Below are 20,626 nucleotides of genomic sequence, written 5' to 3'. Positions count from 1 at the left end.
TATACTATGAAAGTCTTAAAATACATCTTATTACTTTTACTAGCTTTAGTGTTAATCAGTTTATTGTATGTTACAGTACAACCTTCTGATTATAATATAAATCGATCTAAAGTCATTCATCAACCTATTAGTAAAATATTTAACACGGTAAACGATCTCAAAACTTGGGAAAAATGGGGCCCGTGGCACGATAAAGATTCTACAATAGTTGTTACTTACGGTGACAAAACCGTTGGAGTTGGAGCAAGTGACAGCTGGACAAGTAAAGATGGTCCAGGAAGTATGAAAACTATTGCCTTAGAAACAAACAAATCAATTACACAAGAAATCAAATTTGGCGATAATGACCCTGGTGAAATCCTATGGAATTTTGAAGAGGTAAAAGGATCAACCAAAGTAACTTGGACTATGAAAGATGATAAAGCTCCTTTCTTTTTCAAGATGATTTCTGCAATCAGTGGAGGTTGGGACAATATGTTAGGTCCGATGTTAGAAAATGGATTAAATAATTTAGATGAAGTAGTTACATTAATGCCAGATCCTTTTCGTTTAGGAGAAATAAGAACGATATCGCATGAAGATAAATCATTTATTGGTTTTCATTATAAAATGAAAATAGACGAAAATGCTATGCAAAAGGCGTTTATGGAAGCCTTGCCTAAAGCAGGAATCTATGCTGCTAAATCTGGGTTAAAAGAAGGAGATTATATTCCTGGTGGTTTGTATCATAAATGGGATGAAAAAACAGGAGAAGCAGATTTTCATATTGGCTTATTACTAAACAAAGATATTCCTGCAGCTGAAGGAATGGATAAAATCACAGTTTCTGGTGGAAAGTATGTCACTTTAACAAAATGTGGAGCGTATGGAATTGGTGATGTTGAAGCACATAAAAAATTAGGAGCATACATCAAGGAAAATAAGTTAACACCTAAATATCCGTTATATGAGCTGTATGTTAACGATCCTTCAAAAGTAAAAGAGCATGACATTCAAACGGATATTTATTATTTAGTAGAATAAACAACATAAAATTAATAGAAGAAGAACCTCGCAGAACTGTGAGGTTTTCTTATTTTCGTGAATCATGAAACAGTTATTCTTAGTATTTATTGGAGGAGGTTTTGGAAGTGTTTTACGATTTCTTTTAGGTAAAGCTTTAAATAATTCAGAAACTGGTATTCCTTTAGGTACTTTTTTAGCTAATATTTTAGGAAGCTTACTTATAGGCTTTATTTTAGGTTTAGCTGCAAAAAATGAAATAGTAACTCAAAATCACTCATTATTATTAGCCACTGGTTTTTGTGGTGGATTTACAACATTTTCAACCTTCGCTTATGAAAATCATGTGTTTTTAAAATCAGGAGACTTTATTTCTTTTGCATTGTATACAATAGCTAGTTTCGTGTTAGGCTTTTTAGCTGTGTTTTTAGGAATTTATTTAATAAAATATATCATATGAGTAATGTAGTACACTATAGTACAGAAGCAAATTATGCAATTTTAAAAATTGCAAATGGAAAAGTAAATGCGATTTCTCATGAAGTTATCGATGAGTTAAATACTTATTTAGATAAAGTAGAACAAGAAGAAAGAGTAGTCATTATTGCTGGGCAAGATGGTATTTTATCTGGTGGTTTTGATTTAAAAGTAATGACTAAATCTCCAGACGCTGCAAAAGAATTGGTAACTAAAGGTTCTAAACTTTCACTTCGTTTATTGTCTTTTCCTTATCCTGTTATTGTAGCTTGTGGAGGTCATGCCGTAGCGAAAGGAGCGTTCTTATTATTATCTGCTGATTATAGATTAGGAGTTGCGGGAGATTTCAAAATCGGGTTAAATGAAGTAATGATCGGAATGACGATGCACAACGCTGGTGTTGAAATAGCTAGAGGAAAATTAACTCCAGTATATTTCCAAAGAAGTGTAGCTAATGCAGAAATGTATAATCCTGAAGATGCTGTAACAGCTGGATTCTTAGATAAAATTGTACCTCAAGAGCATTTATTACCAACAGCAACTAAAGTGGCACAAATGTTCGGCAAGTTAAATAAAAAAGCACATAGAGATACAAAGCTAAAAGTTCGTAAAGAAACTTTAGAAAGATTAGAGAAAGCAATAGAAGAAGATATCGCTCAAGAATTATCTTTTGATGCTTAAAATAATAAAACCCCACTTTTTAAAAAGTGGGGTTTTTATTTGTTAGTTTATCCTCTACATCCTCGAATTACTCCGAATAAATAATCGTCAGCAGCTTCTCTGTATTCATCACCACATTCACTATCAAAAGGATTGGTACTACTTCCGTTAACGCGACCACATCTATCATGATCTAAACAATCTTTTGTCCAAGCACTAGCAACAGTAAAAAATGAACCACAACCAGAACCACAACGACCAATACAACGTTCACCATTTACTAAAATAGATTCACGAATATTTCCACGGTCGTCATCATATTCTGCAGTTACAAAAGTGTTTTTTCTAATACAAGTAATTCCTTCGTCTCTATTTTTTAATGTTTGATCTTCATTTATTTGAGAAGTAACACGTGTTTTTTTATGTGGGTATCCTGTTGGAGATTTTGCCCAATATTCTAATAAACGTAATAAAGTGTATTCAGCCATTGAAAACTGATCTGTAGTTTCTCCTTTAAATAAGTATTTAGAAATTTCTTTTCCTAAATCCAATAAAGTTTCTTTTTGATCTAAAGTCAATACAGCATCTTTTCCATCAAAATCTATAGATTGATCTTGATAGTTTACAGAAGCTTCCAATGTAAGATGATCGATTAATACAGTAGCTGTAAAAATAAACTCATTTTTTGCAACTACTTTATAGTTTACTAAATGCTCATTGATTGTTTTTTCACCAGAGAAAATTTGTTCTTCTTGCTGTTCTAGTCCAATTGCTTCAGCTTCTGGAGTATTATTTTCATCATTACAACTTATTATAAAAAGTGCTGATAAGATTGTAAAAGCTAAAAGTTTGAAATGTTTTTTCATGAGTATAAATTTTGAGGTTAATAGCATCAAAACTACTTTCATAATGTGATGAAAAAACATACTGATTATTAAATAAGTATTAAGATAAAAGGAGTTGTGTAGTTGGAGTTTTGAGATGTACTTTTTTGTGAATCAGTTAATTGTTAAAGGTGATTGTGGTAATTGTGCTTAACAATAATATGAAATATTGTTTATAGAAAAATAACGATTTATTTAATCTGTTATTTTAAGTTTTTCAAGTTGGTAGATTAATGATAAAGAAGGAGTAGTTAGCTCTTGTTCGCCATTATAAAACTTCCACTTTTTCGTGTCAATTTTAGAATATTTATAAGGATAAAAACAACCTCCATGACCTTTAATTGTATCTGTAAAAACATCAAAAGTTCCTTCAGCAACCAATTGTTTTTCTTTGTTTAAGAATTTCCAATCTCCTTTTTTATACCAGTATTTTACAGAATCAGGTGCAAGTCCACAAAAAAGATAAGTATCTTTTTTAAATCGTCCAATTCCATAAAAATCTCCATACTTTTTATATTCATTAGCTTCACTACCAAGAAAATTTAAAGAAAAAACTTCTTCGTAATGAATGTCTTTAATAAGTTTTATGTGTTTTTTTTCCTTAGTTAAATATTCAATTCCTAATTTTTCATTATTAAGACTAAGTTTAAAACTATCGCTTACAATCGTATATTTTGGTTGAAAATTAATGCTTTCAGTAGTTTTTAAACTATCTAATTCTGAAATATATTTTTCTAACTCTTTATAACTTTTAGAGTTTTTTAGTATGATTTTGTTCTCTTTTCTCCCCATTTGTTCAAGACCGAAAGAATGAATTTCTAAATTCTCTTTTGGAAGTTTTAGTTGTATATACTCATCTTTTTTACAAGATGTTAAGAAATACAGGCAAATAAGAAAAAGTGTAAGTTGATAGGTTTTCATACTTTACTTTTTATAGTCCATCACACCAGCTTCAATAGCAATAGCTAAAGAATTGTTTCTTGGTGTAATCGGGCAAGAGTACAGTTTGTTATACGCACAATAAGGATTATAAGCTTTATTGAAATCTATAGTAATGGTTCCGTCTTCTTTAATATCTGTAGTTAAAACATCAATAAAACGACCACCACCATAAGAACCTTTTCCGTTAGTTTCATCTAAAAAAGGAAGAAATAAGTGATTTTTATAATCAATTCTTGGATTTGGATCTTTGTAAATATCTAATTCAAAATCTTTTCCATCTATTGAAAATTGAATAATACCGTATTTTTTATATTTTACAGTTTCTGAAGTAGTTGTAGGAAAGTTAAATACTTTTCCGTTTGGAGTTTTAGTTAATTTTGCTGAAACTTTAAATTTTTCATTAATAGGAAAAAAAGCTAACCCTTTAAATTTTCGTAAACCACTTTTGGTTAACGGGGAAGTTGAAGCATCTTTAAATTTGGAGTTCATTTCACGCTGAAAATCAGACTCACCTAAAGGTTTTCTTTTTCCAGAGTTACACGACAAGAATAGAGATAAGAAAAGAAATAAGATAACTTTCTTCATAAGTAAATTCTAAAAATAAATAAGTAGTAATTAGTTCAATCGAAATTTACGTTCTTCTTCAGTTAAAAAACTCAAAGAACCACTACTATATGTAGAACCAAAAGTTTTTACACTAGAATACACTTGAGAAAGTGCATCTTCAATTTGATGTTCTGTCAATTCTTTTAATGGATGTATAAAAGCCGACCATAAAATTCCATCTGAAATTGCATAACGAATATCTAAAGTAGTGTGAAAGTTAGCTTCCATGCATAAAGATAATTGTGCATCAGTAAGATCATCGGCTTCTGTAATTGGAGCTATAATTCGCATTCTATTATGAAGTTTATCCGTTAAACACATAAAAGCAATCTCATTAATTTGAAAGCTCCAGTAACCTTCATTCCCTTCTATATTGTGTGCATGTTGCTTTAAAACATGTAAAAGCTTTTCATTATTCATAACGTAGTAAATTTGGTGTTTGCCTTACTTTATAGTAATGACTATAACGAAGTTAGTAGAAATAGATTTAAAAACAAAATATGTCTTTTACATACAACCTATTTATTTTTTATCTATGTTTGTGAAGTAATTAAAAGTAATCATGAAAAACATTTGTACTTATAAGCAATGGAGATCGGTAGTTCAACTATCGCTTTGTCGGGCTTGTTATGTATAAAAGTTATATCTATATAAAAACATATCAATTGCATTAAGTCCGGCTATTTAGCCGGACTTTTTATTTTTTATTACATCAACTTAACACAAACAATTATGAAAAAGTTATTTACGAATTACTTAGCAACTTTTAAAGGCCTCTCTAAAGAGGTTTGGTGGTTGTCTTTAATTACACTTATTAACAGAGCAGGAACAATGGTAATTCCATTTTTATCATTGTACTTAAAAGAAGGCCTCAATTTTACATTTTCAGATGTTGGGCTTATTATGGTTTTTTTCGGACTAGGTTCTGTGGCAGGATCAAGGTTAGGAGGATATTTAACAGATAAAATAGGGTATTATAAAGTAATGCAGGTGAGCTTGTTTTTAACAGGTGTTTTATTCGTGTTACTACAATATGTTACAACGTTATTTGGTTTTTGTGCATCAATATTTGTCTTAATGACAGTTGCAGATACATTTCGCCCGGCAATGTTTGTAGCATTAAGTTCGTATAGTAAGCCAGAAAATAAAACAAGATCAGTAACATTAATACGTTTAGCAATTAACTTAGGTTTCTCAGCAGGTCCAGCTGTTGGTGGTTTAATTATTTCAACATTAGGGTATCAAGGATTGTTTTGGGTAGATGGTGTTACATGTGTTTTAGCTACAATTTTATTGGTAAATGTTTTACATCCTAAAAAAGCAAGAATTCTAGATGAAATCAAAAATGAAAATCCAGCGTCTGTATATTCAGATAAACTATTTTGGATATTCTTTGTAGCCATGGCCTTGTTTGGAGTTGTATTTTTACAGTATTTCTCTACTATTCCATTGTATTACAGAGATGTTCATCACTTGTCAGAAATTGAAATAGGATTATTGTTAGGAGCAAATGGATTCATTATTTTCTTATTAGAAATGCCTTTAGTAACGTGGTTAGAAGATTTTAAGCAAAACAAAATAACATTAATGATAATAGGAGGAGTGTTAGTCACTCTAAGTTTTATTGTTTTAAATATGACAGGTTGGATTGGGATTTTAATCGTAGGAATGTTTTTTATGACGATTGGTGAAATGATAATGTTTCCTTTTTCTAATGCTTATGCTATGGAAAGAGCAAAAAGAGGAAGTCAAGGACAATATATGTCTTGGTATAGTATTTCATTCTCTTTGGCACATGTTTTCGGACATTTCTCAGGAATGCATTTAATAGATAAAATAGGTTTTGATAATACATGGTATATCATGTTTGGATTGTCATTACTTAGTGGATTATTTCTTTTAATGTTGCGTTATAAAACAAAGCAAGTAGAAAAAATATAGAGGATTGATAATTCTTATGAAATAAAATTATTTGGGGATTATACTTTTTACATAAAAAAGCAGTTATTGTATGTAATTAACCAAATCCCCAAATAATAATGAAAAAAATTACACTTCTTTGTTTATTGTCTTTTGTAGCTATTTTCTCACAAAATTCTAATATACTATTCGAAAATACTACGTATTCTTTTGGAAATATGCCAACTAATGTGCAAACATCAGATTTAAGAGATGCGTATATTCAATGGAAAAATGCTTTTGTAGATACCAATTGTACCAATGGTAGAGCAAGAGTAAAATTTGATGACCCTAATTTTACAGTTTCTGAAGGAATCGCTTACGGAATGTTATTGTCTGCTTATGCAAATGATAAAGAACTTTTTGATGGTTTATGGAAGTTTTATCAGAGTCATACCAATTCTAATGGAGTTATGAATTGGAAGATCAAAGGTTGTGATACAGTAGATGGTCAAAACGGAGCTACTGATGCAGAACTTGATGCTGCAATTGCACTTATTGTTGCAGGAAACCGATTCGGTAATTCTGGAGGTATTAATTACCATCAAGATGCAAAAGATTTAATTGCTATCATGAAGCAACATGAAATTGAAGCAAATACTTATGTTTTAAAACCAGGAGATGCCTGGGGTGGATCAAATAATACCAACCCATCTTATTTCGCTCCAGGATATTTTAGAGTATATGGAGAGTTTACTAATGATGTTCAATTTTGGGACAATGTAACAACCAAAACTTATGAGATTTTAAATGCTAATTTAACTGTTAATAATGCAGTAGAATGCTTGGTTTCAGATTGGTGTAAAGCAGATGGTTCGTATTCAGATATAGTTCCTTGGGCTTTTAACTCAGGAAAGTCTTTTTATTATGATGCGGCAAGAACACCTTGGAGAATTGCAACAGATTTTATTTGGTATGGTAAAACTGAAGCATCAAATTATCTAAAGAAATGTGAAAACTTTGTTGGTAGTGTTGGAGGATTAGATAATATTACTGCAGGTTATAACCAAGACGGTAGTAAAATCCATACATTTAAAGACCCTACTTATACTGGCTCTTTTGCATCTTCATTAATGAATTCAGGTCAAACTACTGTAGATAATGCTTATGCAACGACAAAGAACTTAACTTCTACAGCTTATTTTGCAACAACATTACGAGTAATTTATATGTTCACTTTATCTGGAAACTTTTTTAATCCCGTTTCAGGAGTATTAAGTAATGAAGAAATTGTGCAACAGCAAAAAGATGTTATAATTTACCCTAATCCAACAACTAACGAGTTACGCTTAGTAAACTTTGAGCTAGGAAAAAAAGTAAAGATATACAATACACTTGGTAAAGAAATTATGACTACGGATGTGAAAAATTCTAATATGGAGTTAGTAGATGTTTCTAATTTACCAACAGGAATTTATTTTATCAACAGTGGTAAGGTGAAGATTAAATTTATAAAAAAATAAAACGTAATGTTTGTGTTAATTTTTAGGTAAATATATGTGCTATTAAGAATATTTAGCGAGAAAGGATTAGATTCTTTCTCGCTATGTTTTTTATAATAAGTGTAGTATTTTTGAAAGTGAAATTTCAATACAGATATGAATATACAAGATGCACAAAAACAAGTAGATGATTGGATAAAAAATCATGGAGTTCGATATTTTAATGAATTAACAAATATGGCTCAGCTTACTGAAGAAGTAGGAGAAGTTGCCCGAATTATTGCTCGTAGATATGGAGAACAAAGTGAAAAAGAAAGTGATAAAGAAAAAGATTTAGGTGAAGAACTAGCAGATGTAGTTTTTGTGGTTTTATGTTTAGCGAATCAAACAGGAGTAAACTTACAAGAAGCTTTTGATAAGAAGTTAGATATAAAAACGAAGCGTGATCACGATCGTCATCATAATAATGAAAAACTTAAGTAATGGGAGTTGTAGATAAATTAAAGAATCCATTATTTTGGAAGAACGTACTGAAAGTAGCCATTCCTTTTTTCATCTTTGTAATTATTTTTTCATTACTCTTTTACAATGGGAAGTTAATTTTTTCAGGAGACTTTCAAACAGTATTTGAAAAAGAGTTTAAAAATGGAAAATGGATTAACTTTTTTGTGCCAAGATTAATCATAAGTTTTGGTTATGGTATGTATACATCCATGAAAAAAATGAAGTGATTTTTTAGAGATAAAAACTGTTTTTTTGATAAAAGTTATCTTTTTACATTCTTTAATTTTAAATTATATATTTATTTTAACTTAAAATTTTAAAATATTTATATCTAATAGGTTAAAAAAATGTAAAATAATATTTTATTACTCTATCATTTTACTGGATTATTAATTTACTAATAAAGTGAGGATTTAAGTGAGAATAATGCATTGTTTTTGTATTTTTGGTATCTTAATTTTTAAAAATTAAGAAAATAGTCTAAATATTACAATTAACCCAATTAAACCCTTCATACCATGAAAAGTAATTTAAAACTTTTAATTGGTGGTTTGTCAGTTACTTTAGTCACTGCTATTGGTTATAAGAAATATACTTCTTATAAATCAATAAATGAGATTGAAGAGAAAAGACAGACTCACACAAACTTCCTAAAAAATAGCCCGTTTAAAGAAAGACTACAATGGGATAAAAAAACAAGAAAATTAAACGGACTTCCTCCAAATAAATATTTTGAACAAATGTGGGAGTTAACAATCAATCCTGCCACAGGAAGATTGGAAGATGAAAATGTAGCAAAACTTCGACAAGAGTTAACAGCTCAACGATTAGCCCGTAGAGTTCCTGGAGATAATAATTCACCATGGGTAGAAAGAGGGCCAAATAATGTTGGAGGTAGAACAAGAGCGATATTATTTGATCCAAATGATGCTACAAACAGACGAGTTTACGCTGGTGGAGTTAGTGGAGGTTTATGGGTAAATAATGATATTACAAATGCTAATTCACAATGGCAAAGAGTTCAGAATGTACCAGGTAATTTATCTGTAACTTCAATTACAGTAGATCCAAGAAATTCAAATAATTGGTATTTAGGTACCGGAGAACAATATACTGCTGGAGATGTAGTAGGTAATGGAGTATACAGAAGTACTAACGGCGGTACTACTTGGACAGCGGTTAATATTCCTGCTGCTGGAGCTGCTACATTCGATTTTAATGCAGGAAATGTTTTCTTGTCAGGAATCAATTATGTAAATGATATAGTAGCTTGGGATAACGGAAGTTCAACAGAGTTATTTGTTGGTGTAGGAGCTAATGTTTATTCAGATGCAAGTTCTCCTACAAACTGGTTAGGATTACAATCTGCTGGTTTATATCGTTCTACAGATAATGGAAACACATGGAATAGAGTAGAAAATGCTGGAATGAGTTTTGAGTTTAGTGGAGCAAACTATTATTTTATTCCTAACGATTTAGAAATCGGTTCTGATAACAGATTATGGATGGGAACAATCACAACTCCTGGTTTAGGTCAAGGAGGAGGAAGAGTATTTAGTTCTACAAATGGTGCTACTTGGACAGAAGCTGCTGCTTCACCTTTGTTAGAATCTAATAGAGTAGAGTTAGAGCCATCTAGTACAAATCCAAATAGATTATATGCGTTAGCACAAGGAACAACAAGTGCAGCTCCTGTTCGTATTTTTGAAACAACTAACGCTTTTAATACCGTAAGAACATTAAGCTTACCGAACGATGCAGATAGAGGTATCCCAGCTAACGATTTTACAAGAGGACAAGCATTTTATGATTTAGTTATTGAAGCTGATCCTAATAATGATGATGTAGTTTATGTTGGTGGTATTGATTTATTCAGAAGTAATAATGGAGGTGGTACTTGGACACAGATTTCTCAATGGAGAAACTTAGGACTTAGAAATGCAAGTTTTGTTCATGCAGATCATCACGCAATTACATTTGCAGGAAACTCTTCTACAAGAATGTTATTTGGTAATGATGGAGGTGTATACTATTCGAATAATGGAGGAGGTACAATTGCTGCTAGAAATAGAGGATATAATGTAACTCAGTTCGTAAAAGCTGGAATTGGTCCTGACGGTCCTGGTGATCGAGGAGGTATTTTTACAGCAGGTGCTCAAGATAACGGAACACAGGCTTTTAGAAATGCAACTGCTGGTATTAATAGTTCTACTGAATTAAGTGATGGTGACGGGTTTTATACTTTTGTTGATAAAGATGGTCAGTTCATGATTTCTACATTTACGAATAATGTAATTTATCGTTTTAACTTGCCTTGGAATGGTAGAAGTAGAATTCAAGGTGGAGCTACAACTTTATCAAACAGTCAAAATACTGGTGATTTCGTAAATCCAATGGATTATGATAGTGATGCTAACCGTTTGTTGTCTAACAATTCTACAAGAGCTACAAGTACAACACCTGCTGCTTTTTCAATTTTAAGTATCAATGTAGCAGCAAATTCTAGAGGAACATTAACAAATGACTTGTTAAATGCATCTCCTACAGCATTTAGAGCTTCTCCTTTTACAAATAATAGATGGTTTGTTGGTTTAGCTAACGGTAGATTACTAAGACTTTCTGGAGTAAATAATAGTAATGCAACGTTTACTCAGATCAACACACCTTTTGTTGGTTCTATTTCTTCTGTAAGATTTGGAGCTACTGAGAATGACATCTTTGTAACAATGCACAACTACGGAGTTGTTAGTGTTTGGGCAACTACAGATGGTGGAGCAAATTGGGTAAGTAGAGAAGGAAACTTACCAAACATTCCTGTTAGAGATATCTTACAAAATCCATTAGATAGAAACGAAGCAATTTTAGCAACACAATTAGGAGTTTGGTCAACTTCAAACTTTAATGCTGCTGCTCCAAATTGGACACAAGCTTACAACGGAATGAGTGATGTTAGTGTAACTGCTTTCGATTATTGGAATGTTAACGGAAATAATACAGAAAATAGAATTATAGCTTCTACTTACGGTAGAGGAGTATTTACGGGAGAGTTCACAGCAAACACAGCTGCAGATACTCAAGCGCCAAGTAGGCCAAATAATGTTACAGCTTCTAATGTAACGTCTACTTCATTAACATTAAGTTGGAGTGCTTCGACAGATAATGTAGGAGTAACAGGATATGACGTGTATCAAGGATCAACTTTAATAGGAACTACAGCATCAACTTCTACAAATATTACAGGTTTAACTGCAAATACAGCTTACACATTTACAGTAAGAGCAAAAGATGCAGCTAATAATCAATCTAATGCAAGTACTGCTGTGAATGTAACTACACCTGGAGGAGCTAGTTCATCATGTGCTTCAACTGTTTCTTCTTTCCCATACAGTGAAAGTTTTGAAGCTAATGTAGGATGGACACAAGTTACTGGTGATGATGGAAATTGGTTAAGAGATAGTGGAGGAACTCCTTCAAATGGAACAGGTCCAAGTAATGGAGCAGATGGAAGTTTTTACTTATTTTTAGAGGCTTCAAATAATTCTAGTGCTGGACAAATAGGAAGTAATGCAACAGCAATTTTACAAAGTCCTTGTTTTGATCTTTCTGGAGAATCTTCTGCAAGTTTTTCTTTCAGTAATCATATGTTTGGAACAAGTGTAGGTTCTTTAACTTTACAAGCGTCTACAGATGGAACTTCTTGGGTGAATTTATGGACAGATTCTGGGAACCAAGGAAACCAATGGAATGATGTATCTGTAGATTTAGCTGCTTACTTAGGAGGAACGGTTAGTTTACGTTTTGTAGGAGTTACAGGAACAAGCTGGTCTAGTGATATTGCAATTGATAATCTTGCTTTAACTGCTGGAGGAAATTCAGGAACTCCAACAAGTCCTGCTTGTGAGGCTTTAGACTTTAACAACTTTACAGTATCTAGTTTCTCAAACCAAGATAATGCAGGTAACTTCTCAGTAAGTACAGATGGCTCTTCTATTACATTAACAAACAATACATGGAAATCTATTCCTTTAGATTATACAGTAACTGCTAATACAGTAATTGAGTTTGAATTTAGTAGTACTTCTGAAGGTGAAATTCACGGTATCGGTTTTGAAACTGATAATAATTTATCGGCTAATAATTATTTCAAACTTCATGGAACTCAAAATTACGGAGTTACTAATTTTGATAATTATGCTGGAGGAACTCGTACGTATGCAATTACTGTTGGAGCTTCTTACACAGGAACTATGAATAGATTAGTTTTTATTAACGATAATGATGGAGGTTCTGGAAATACATCTACGTTTACTAATGTAAGAATTTACGAAGGATCTTGTTCATCTGCTGCTGCTGTGGTTTCAGCTCAAGATTTTGACGTAAGAAACGATCTTTTAGGAGATGAAGATGAAGATTTATTAGCTTCAGTTAAAATAGGACCAAATCCTGTTGTGAAAGGAAATGTTTTAAGAATAATTTCTTCTAAAGAATTAACAAACACTTCTTACACAATCTTTAATACATTCGGACAAGCATTAAAAACTGGAAGATTAGAGAATTCAGAAATAGCTACGGATAATTTAGCTACAGGAGTTTATTTATTAAACTTAAGTAACGATTATTCGAAAATTACAAAACAAATTATAGTTAAGTAATTGTATAAATAATCCTTAAATAAAAAAGGCTGTTTAAATATTTTAAACAGCCTTTTTTTATAGGTTAAAAGTTCTTTTTAATCTAATTGAATGAAATCAATTTGACTAGTTTTAACTTTTTGATTCAGATCTTTCACTTTGTTGTTGAAAATATCGTATAATTTATTTAATTCAATGTCAATTTGCTTAGTGATTTCATTTTTAAATGCTACAGCTTGATCTGTAGGTTTGTAATCACCAATACGAGATAAAGAGTTTAAATGTCCTAATTTGTTGTTCAACTTAATTGGAAAGTTTAAAGGATCTTGATTACTCTTGCTCTTTGTTTGATATAAATTGTTTTCAACAACAGTCATATCTTTTACCAATTGATTCGCAAAATCTAATAAGTCTTTATGTTTCTTTTTATCTTTAATAGATTTCTTTAAAGTATTTACTTGAGCTCTAATTTTCTTTACATTCTTTAATGCTTTATGAATTTCAGTCATTTTAGAATTGATACTATTAATAAAATCAAATTGAGCTTTTAAGTCAGCTGGAGTTGATTCAGAGTTTGGCTTATTTTTAATCGTAAAGTTTTCAGATTTAGCTTTTCCATTTACCGTTAAATCAACTCTATATTCACCAGGTAAAGCCATTGGTCCACTTAAAGAAGCCCACCATAAAATCATGCCTTTCACTCGGTCTGCTCCAGTATACATCATATCCCAGTAAAATACATTATCACCTTGTTTTACTTTTAATTTTCCTTCTTTTTGTTTTTTGTCAGGATGGGTACTAAATACTCGAATCAAATTTTTGGAACTATCATAAAACTTAAGAGAAACAGTATCTTTTTTGGTGTAATTTTTAACGTAAAAGTTCACTGGAACACCTCCATGGTAGTTTGTTCCATTTCTTCTAGATTTAGCTCCGTTTCCTCCACCCATTCTATAACTTTCTTTTGGTTTGTAAACAAAGAAATCTTGGTTCGTAAGTTTGCTGTTTAATTGATGTAATGGAGTTAAATCATCAATAATCCATAAAGAACGTCCTTGAGTAGCTGCAATTAAGTTATTTTCCTTAATAGCTAAATCTGTAATAGGAACTAAAGGTAAATTCAATTGGAATTTTTGCCAGTTTTTACCATCATTAAAAGAAATATACATTCCTCTTTCTGTACCAGCATATAATAATCCTTTTCTTTTAGGGTCAGCACGTAAAGCTCTTGTGAAATCCTCATTGCCAATTCCAGAAGTTATTTTTTTCCAAGACTTTCCGTAGTCTTCCGTTTTATAAATATAAGGTTGATAATCTCCTGTTTTATATTTTGTTCCTACAACATAAGCACCACCTTTTGTGTAAGGATCAATTTCAATACAATTAATCATCATCCATTCTGGCATTTTTTTAGGAGTAATGTTTGTCCAATTTTTTCCACCATCTTTAGTAATATGAACTAAACCATCATCTGAACCAGTATAAATAACTCCATCTTCACCAGGAACTTCAGCAACTGCGAAAATAGTTCCATAGTATTCAACACCAGTGTTGTCTTTGGTAATTGGTCCTCCCGAAGGTCCTAAAGTTTTAGGATCATTTCTTGTTAAATCAGGACTAATAATATCCCAAGACTGCCCTTCATTCGTAGTTGCATGCAAATGATTTGAAGCAGCGTATAATTTCTTTTTATTATTAGGAGAAAATAATACAGGGAAATTCCATTGGAAACGATATTTGAAATCTTCAGCTCCATGTCCCATAGGATCATCTGGCCAAACATTAATTGCTCTAAATGCACCAGTTTTATGATCAACACGTGTTAGTAATCCACCATAACTTCCACCATAAGCGATATCATTATTTAAAGGATCTACAGCGATGTGAGCACTTTCTCCACCTGCAGTAGACTCCCAATCTTGTGAAGTAATATATCTTCCGTCTGTTCTATGCGCAATTCTAATAGTAGAATTATCTTGTTGAGCTACATAAATTCTATATGGAAAATGATTATCTGTAGTAACACGATAAAATTGAGAAGTAGGCTGGTTTAAATAAGTAGACCAGTTTTCACCAGCGTCAAAAGATATTTGTCCTCCTCCGTCATCAGCAATAATCATACGCTGATTATCTTCCGGCGCAATCCATAAATCATGATGATCTCCATGTGGTGCGTTGTATGTTTTGTAGGTTTTTCCACCATCAGTAGATTTATGATAGCGTACATTCATAACGTATACAATGTTTTCATCTTTAGTGTCTGCATAAATTCTTGTGTAATACCAAGCTCTTTGACGAAGTTTACGTTCGCTATTAATTAATCTCCAAGTTTTTCCACCATTTAAAGATTTGTACACGCCACCTTTTTCATTTTCTATAAGTGCGTAAACAATTTCAGAGTTTACAGGAGAAACAGCTAAACCAGAAATTCCCCAAATACCTTTTGGTAATCCAGAGTTTTTAGAAATATTTGTCCATGTTTCACCTTCATCAGTACTTTTCCAAATTCCAGAACCTTCACCGCCACTAGATAAACTATAAGGAGTTCTTCTTATATTCCAAGTAGAAGCATATAAAGTTCTAGGGTTATTTGGATCGATAATTAAATCTACAGCTCCAGCATCTGCATTGCTGTATAAAACTTTTTTCCAAGTTTTTCCACCATCAGTAGATTTGTAAACACCTCTTTCTGTGGTAGACTTGTATAAATCTCCTAAAACGGCAGCATAAACAATATCAGGGTTTTTAGGGTGAATACGCATTCTAGGAATATGTCTAGAATTTGGTAATCCCATATGTTTCCATGTTTTACCAGCATCTTCAGATTTCCAAACACCGTCACCAGAAGAAACATTACCACGAACAGTTTTTTCTCCCATTCCAACATAAATGATATTGTTGTCCCATTCGCTAACAGCTATTGAACCTACAGAACCACCAAAAAATCCATCAGAAATGTTTTGCCAAGTATTTCCAGCATCAATCGTCTTCCAGATACCACCACCAGTAGTTCCCATGTAGAATAAATTCGGTTTTTTAGGAACTCCAGTTACAGCACAACTTCGCCCTCCACGATGTGGACCAATGTTTCTCCAATCGATTGCGTTAAAATATTCTTCAGAAAATTGGCTATTGTTATTTTGAGCATTAACTTTGATACTCAAGAAAAGGAGCAGTATTACTCCTCCAAAAAGTAGTTTTTTCATTTGATTTAGTTGATTAAGAAGCTAAATATAAAATTTTGTTAATGGACTTATTGTTAAAGATTCCTAAAAATCAATTATTTAAAAATAGTATAGTTATATCAGGTTCTAAAAGTGAATCGAATAGATTGTTAATTCTTCAGCAGTTATTCCCAGAATTGGTCATAGAAAACCTTTCTAGTTCAGATGATTCTGTGCACATGCAAAACGCATTAAAAGGAGATTCAGAAGTTGCTGATATTGGACATGCTGGTACTACAATGCGATTTTTAACAGCACTTTTTGCTTCGCAAGAAGGAACTACAAGAGTTTTACAAGGATCTGAAAGAATGCATAACAGGCCAATTAAAATTTTGGTAGATGCATTAAGAGATCTTGGTGCAGATATCACCTATTTGGAAAAAGATGGATATCCACCATTAAAAATAGTAGGGAAGAAGTTAACTAAAGACAATGTTTCCATAGCAGGAAATGTGAGTAGTCAATATATATCAGCTTTATTGTTAATCGCTCCAAGTTTACCTAACGGATTAAAATTAGAGTTAACAGGTGAAATTACATCTATTCCTTATATCAAAATGACTTTAAGTTTGTTGAATCAGCTTGGAATTGAAACAGATTTTGAAGGAAATACAATAGAAGTTTTCAATAAAAAAAGTGTTTCCTCAAAAAATATTATTGTTGAGGCAGATTGGAGTTCAGCATCATATTATTATTCTTTAGTAGCTTTAAGTGAAGTAGGTACAGAAATTACATTGTCTTCATATAAGAAAGAAAGTTTACAAGGAGATAGTTGTTTGGCGTCTATTTATGAGCATTTTGGAGTAACTACTGAATTTAATAATCATACAATTACTTTAAAGAAAGAAAAATTAGCGAGTCAGGATAAATTAATATTAGATTTAGTAAAAGCGCCAGATATCGCACAAACTATCGCTGTGACTTGTTTTGCTTTGGAAGTTCCATGTGATTTAGAAGGATTACATACGTTGAAAATTAAAGAGACAGATCGTTTAGAAGCTTTAAAAGAAGAAATAACAAAGTTAGGAGGAGACATTCAAGTAACTAATGAAGAATTATTTCTAAAAAAATCTGATAAAATAAATCAGAATATAACTATAGAAACATATCACGATCATAGAATGGCTATGGCTTTTGCACCTTTAGCATTAAAAGTTCCAATAAAAATAGCAGATGCTAAAGTTGTAACAAAATCGTATCAGAACTTTTGGTCTGATTTTGAAAAGATTGGAATAGAACAAGAAGTCTTAAAATAAAAGATGAAACGCTTGACAAGCCCTATGTTGAAATCGTATATTTGCCGCCATATAATATAGAACTACAATGAAATTATCTCAATTTAATTTTGATTTACCTAGTGAATTATTAGCTGAATATCCTTCTGAACACAGAGATGAAGCTCGTTTAATGGTATTAAATCGTAAAGAACAAACTATAGAACATAAGTTGTTTAAAGATTTAATCAATTATTTCGATGAAGGTGATGTAATGATGTTGAATAATACGAAGGTTTTTCCTGCTCGTATGTTTGGTAACAAAGAAAAAACTGGTGCAAGAATTGAAGTTTTCTTATTAAGAGAATTAAACGCAGAGCACAGGTTATGGGATGTTTTAGTAGATCCAGCACGTAAAATTCGTATCGGAAACAAATTATTCTTTGGAGATGACGAGAGTTTAGTAGCTGAGGTAATTGATAACACTACATCTAGAGGAAGAACTTTACGTTTCTTATTTGATGGTTCTTACGATGAGTTTAGAAGAAAACTTATTGAATTAGGACAAACACCATTACCAAAGTATATTAAAAGAGATGTTGAGCCAGAAGATGAAGAACGTTACCAAACAATCTTTGCTAAGCACGAAGGAGCAGTAGCTGCACCAACTGCAGGTTTACACTTTTCTAAGCATTTAATGAAGCGTTTAGAAATTAAAGGAGTTGATTTTGCAGAAATGACTTTACACGTAGGTTTAGGTACTTTTAATCCAGTTGAGGTTGAAGATTTATCTAAACATAAAATGGATTCGGAGAAAATCATCATTCCTCAAGAAGCTTGTGATGTAGTTAACAACGCTATCGAAAAGAAAAGAAGAGTTTGTGCAGTAGGAACGACTGTAATGAGAACTGTAGAATCTTCAGTTTCTGCAAGCCAAAGGTTAAATGCATATGAAGGATGGACAAATAAATTCATTTTCCCTCCTTACGATTTTAGTATTGCAAACTGTATGGTTACAAATTTCCATACACCGAAGTCTACATTATTAATGATGATTTCAGCATTTGCTGGTCACGATTTCGTAATGGAAGCTTATCAAGAAGCAATTAAAGAAAAATATAAATTCTACTCGTACGGAGATGCGATGTTAATTATTTAATATTTTCAAAAAAAGATAGAGAAAACCGGATAACTTTACGTTATTCGGTTTTTTCATTTAAAGAAAGTTTATTAGTCAATTATGCTAAAAGAGTATTTAAGAAGTTTTCAAGTTTTATCTGAAGAAGAGATTCATAATTTTATGAATCAAGCCGAAACAAAAAGGATTAAGAAAGGAGAATTTCTAGCGGAAAGTGGTAAAGTAAATACCAAAATCGGATTTGTAAAAGAAGGAATTTTAAGATCGTTTTATTCGTCTTCAAGTGCTGAAGATATTACGTATTGTTTCAGATTTGCTGGTTCTTTTGCATCTGCTTATTCTTCTTATTTAACAGGAAAACCATCAGTAGAAAACCTACAAGCAATTACTGATGTAGAAATTATGGTTTGGAATAAAAGTCAATTAATCGAATTAGAAAAAGAAAGTACGAATTGGACTATGTTACTTAAAATTTTAACCGAATACGAATACATAGAGTTGGAACGAAGAATATTTATACTTCAGAAAGAAACAGCAGAACACAAATATTTAGATTTAATGCAGAATCAGCCTCAATTAATCAAAGAAATTCCATTAAATTATCTAGCTTCATATTTAGGAATTACACAACGACATTTAAGTAGAATTCGAAAAACGATTTATTAGACATTTGTCCTTTGTTAAAGTTTAGGTTCATTGTTATTTAGCTGAAAAATTTAACAATGAATGTTGTAATCATAAATGGGCATCCAAATAAAGAAAGTTTCAATAACGCTTTGGCTAATACGTATTATCAAGGAGTAAAATCTACACAGAATTCAGTAGAAATTATAAATGTAAGAGAGCTCGATTTTAATCCTAATTTACAGTTTGGATATCGAAAACGAACTGAACTTGAACCAGGTTTACAATTAGCAATTGAAAAAATAAAAGCAGCAGATCATTTAGTTTGGGTTTTGCCAGTGTGGTGGGGAGGAATGCCAGCGATGTTAAAAGGTTTTATAGACAGAACTTTTTTACCAGGAATAATGTTCGACATAGAAGAAGAAAAGTTTTTACCTAAAAAGTTATTAAAAGGAAAAACAGCTCGCTTAATTATAACATCAGATTCTCCAAGATGGTATTACTATCTCTATTTAAAAAGCCCAGTAATTAATCAACTTAAAAAAGGAATTCTAGCTTTTTGTGGGGTGAAACCAACAAAACTCACATACATTGCTCCAATTAAAAATTCAACTCAAGATTTTCGAAAAGAATGGTTAAATAAAGTGTTTAATCTTGGTAAAAACCTAAAGTAAAAAGATTATAATTTTGATGTTATTTTAGTACTAGTAGGTTTAGTTGTCGAATAAAAATAATCAATTAGATTTCCTTGCTCATCAACTAAATACTTTTGAAAGTTCCATCGAACTTTTGAGCTTTTTTCTCCGTTTAAACTTTTTGATGTAAGCCATTTGTACAAAGGATGTTGTTTGCTTCCTTTCACTTTTATTTTCTCTGTTAAAGGAAAAGTAACGCCAAAATTGATATCACAAAATTCTTGAATTTGAGTTTCATTTCCTGGTTCCTGACTTCCAAATTGATTGCAAGGCAAACCAATTACAGTAAGTTGATCTTTATAGGTTTCACTTAATTCTTGTAATTCTTTATACTGTTTTGTAAATCCACATTTAGAAGCAACATTTACAAATAATATTTTCTTTCCTTTAAAATCTGAAAGTGAAATAGGTTCATTTTTAATGTCATTAATTTGAATATCATAAATAGATTGTTTTTCTACTTCGGAAGCAGATGAAAATAATTTTGCTTTATTCAAGATTTTCATATTCAAAGATTAAAGTTAGAATTAATGTTTTTAGATATATAAATTTAATCATTTTACAGGTCATAAATATATTTCCAAAAGGAATTCTAATTATTTTGAAATATTCTAAGTATTACTA

At 31.4% G+C, this 20,626-nt stretch carries 18 protein-coding genes; 12 read left to right on the top strand and 6 right to left on the bottom strand.

The window, feature by feature from the left end; all coding sequences use genetic code 11:
* Positions 1-6 precede the first annotated feature (6 nt).
* The 3 genes from AQ1685_RS17605 (at position 7) to AQ1685_RS17595 (ending at position 2,160) form a co-directional block, all read left to right on the top strand.
* Positions 7-1,023 (top strand): SRPBCC family protein, encoded by a 1,017-nt coding sequence (locus tag AQ1685_RS17605; protein ID WP_095074308.1) that lies wholly within the window; start codon positions 7-9, stop codon positions 1,021-1,023.
* 64 nt (positions 1,024-1,087) lie between these two features.
* Positions 1,088-1,462: a fluoride efflux transporter CrcB gene (gene crcB / locus AQ1685_RS17600; protein WP_095074306.1), complete on the top strand. Its 375-nt coding sequence runs from the start codon at positions 1,088-1,090 to the stop codon at positions 1,460-1,462.
* A complete protein-coding gene (locus tag AQ1685_RS17595; RefSeq protein WP_095074305.1) occupies positions 1,459-2,160 on the top strand; it encodes a crotonase/enoyl-CoA hydratase family protein in 702 nt (233 codons plus the stop codon). Before crcB ends, AQ1685_RS17595 begins: the two co-directional genes overlap by 4 nt.
* 47 nt (positions 2,161-2,207) lie before the next feature.
* On the opposite strand, the gene AQ1685_RS17590 is transcribed toward AQ1685_RS17595, so the two are convergent.
* The 4 genes from AQ1685_RS17590 to AQ1685_RS17575 form a co-directional block, all read right to left on the bottom strand.
* The gene (locus AQ1685_RS17590) at positions 2,208-3,005 is read right to left on the bottom strand and encodes a hypothetical protein (RefSeq protein ID WP_095074304.1); all 798 of its coding nucleotides are present in this window, start codon (positions 3,003-3,005) and stop codon (positions 2,208-2,210) included.
* 213 nt (positions 3,006-3,218) lie between these two features.
* Positions 3,219-3,944, bottom strand: a complete 726-nt coding sequence (locus tag AQ1685_RS17585) for a hypothetical protein (protein WP_095074302.1) — start codon at positions 3,942-3,944, stop codon at positions 3,219-3,221.
* A gap of 3 nt (positions 3,945-3,947) precedes the next feature.
* Entirely contained in the window at positions 3,948-4,550 is a 603-nt protein-coding gene (locus tag AQ1685_RS17580) for a DUF1684 domain-containing protein (RefSeq protein ID WP_095074300.1), read from the bottom strand.
* A gap of 30 nt (positions 4,551-4,580) precedes the next feature.
* Positions 4,581-4,991: a hypothetical protein gene (locus AQ1685_RS17575; protein ID WP_095074298.1), complete on the bottom strand. Its 411-nt coding sequence runs from the start codon at positions 4,989-4,991 to the stop codon at positions 4,581-4,583.
* Between the two features lie 312 nt (positions 4,992-5,303).
* Here AQ1685_RS17575 and AQ1685_RS17570 point away from each other — a divergent pair, with 312 nt between their 5' ends.
* From AQ1685_RS17570 to AQ1685_RS17550, 5 genes are all read left to right on the top strand, one after another.
* Positions 5,304-6,512 (top strand): MFS transporter, encoded by a 1,209-nt coding sequence (locus AQ1685_RS17570; RefSeq protein WP_095074296.1) that lies wholly within the window; start codon positions 5,304-5,306, stop codon positions 6,510-6,512.
* A 98-nt stretch (positions 6,513-6,610) separates the two neighbouring features.
* A complete protein-coding gene (locus AQ1685_RS17565) occupies positions 6,611-7,993 on the top strand; it encodes a glycosyl hydrolase family 8 (RefSeq protein WP_095074294.1) in 1,383 nt (460 codons plus the stop codon).
* Between the two features lie 135 nt (positions 7,994-8,128).
* The gene (locus tag AQ1685_RS17560) at positions 8,129-8,455 is read left to right on the top strand and encodes a nucleotide pyrophosphohydrolase (protein WP_095074292.1); all 327 of its coding nucleotides are present in this window, start codon (positions 8,129-8,131) and stop codon (positions 8,453-8,455) included.
* Positions 8,455-8,703: a hypothetical protein gene (locus AQ1685_RS17555; protein WP_095074290.1), complete on the top strand. Its 249-nt coding sequence runs from the start codon at positions 8,455-8,457 to the stop codon at positions 8,701-8,703. The genes AQ1685_RS17560 and AQ1685_RS17555 overlap by 1 nt, the downstream gene beginning before the upstream one ends.
* Positions 8,704-8,994: 291 nt before the next feature.
* Positions 8,995-13,128, top strand: coding sequence for a fibronectin type III domain-containing protein (locus tag AQ1685_RS17550; protein WP_095074288.1), 4,134 nt, complete (start codon positions 8,995-8,997; stop codon positions 13,126-13,128).
* A gap of 77 nt (positions 13,129-13,205) precedes the next feature.
* Here AQ1685_RS17550 and AQ1685_RS17545 read toward each other — a convergent pair whose 3' ends face one another.
* Positions 13,206-16,313 (bottom strand): VPS10 domain-containing protein, encoded by a 3,108-nt coding sequence (locus tag AQ1685_RS17545; protein WP_095074286.1) that lies wholly within the window; start codon positions 16,311-16,313, stop codon positions 13,206-13,208.
* Between the two features lie 41 nt (positions 16,314-16,354).
* Between AQ1685_RS17545 and AQ1685_RS17540 the strand changes: the two genes are divergently transcribed.
* The 4 genes from AQ1685_RS17540 (at position 16,355) to AQ1685_RS17525 (ending at position 19,981) form a co-directional block, all read left to right on the top strand.
* Positions 16,355-17,587 (top strand): 3-phosphoshikimate 1-carboxyvinyltransferase, encoded by a 1,233-nt coding sequence (locus AQ1685_RS17540; RefSeq protein WP_095074285.1) that lies wholly within the window; start codon positions 16,355-16,357, stop codon positions 17,585-17,587.
* Positions 17,588-17,654: 67 nt separating this feature from the next.
* Positions 17,655-18,704: a tRNA preQ1(34) S-adenosylmethionine ribosyltransferase-isomerase QueA gene (gene queA, locus AQ1685_RS17535; RefSeq protein ID WP_095074283.1), complete on the top strand. Its 1,050-nt coding sequence runs from the start codon at positions 17,655-17,657 to the stop codon at positions 18,702-18,704.
* Positions 18,705-18,785: 81 nt separating this feature from the next.
* Complete coding sequence (locus AQ1685_RS17530; RefSeq protein WP_095074282.1) at positions 18,786-19,349, top strand: Crp/Fnr family transcriptional regulator; 564 nt, start codon at positions 18,786-18,788, stop codon at positions 19,347-19,349.
* A 56-nt stretch (positions 19,350-19,405) separates the two neighbouring features.
* Positions 19,406-19,981, top strand: coding sequence for an NAD(P)H-dependent oxidoreductase (locus tag AQ1685_RS17525; protein WP_095074280.1), 576 nt, complete (start codon positions 19,406-19,408; stop codon positions 19,979-19,981).
* A gap of 5 nt (positions 19,982-19,986) precedes the next feature.
* Here AQ1685_RS17525 and AQ1685_RS17520 read toward each other — a convergent pair whose 3' ends face one another.
* The gene (locus AQ1685_RS17520) at positions 19,987-20,508 is read right to left on the bottom strand and encodes a glutathione peroxidase (RefSeq protein WP_095074278.1); all 522 of its coding nucleotides are present in this window, start codon (positions 20,506-20,508) and stop codon (positions 19,987-19,989) included.
* Positions 20,509-20,626 lie beyond the last annotated feature (118 nt).

The sequence above is a fragment of the Tenacibaculum jejuense genome, assembly GCF_900198195.1.
GTDB lineage: Bacteria > Bacteroidota > Bacteroidia > Flavobacteriales > Flavobacteriaceae > Polaribacter > Polaribacter jejuensis.
Note: the sequence above shows the minus strand (reverse complement) of the source record. Positions and strands in the feature narration are given on the sequence as shown.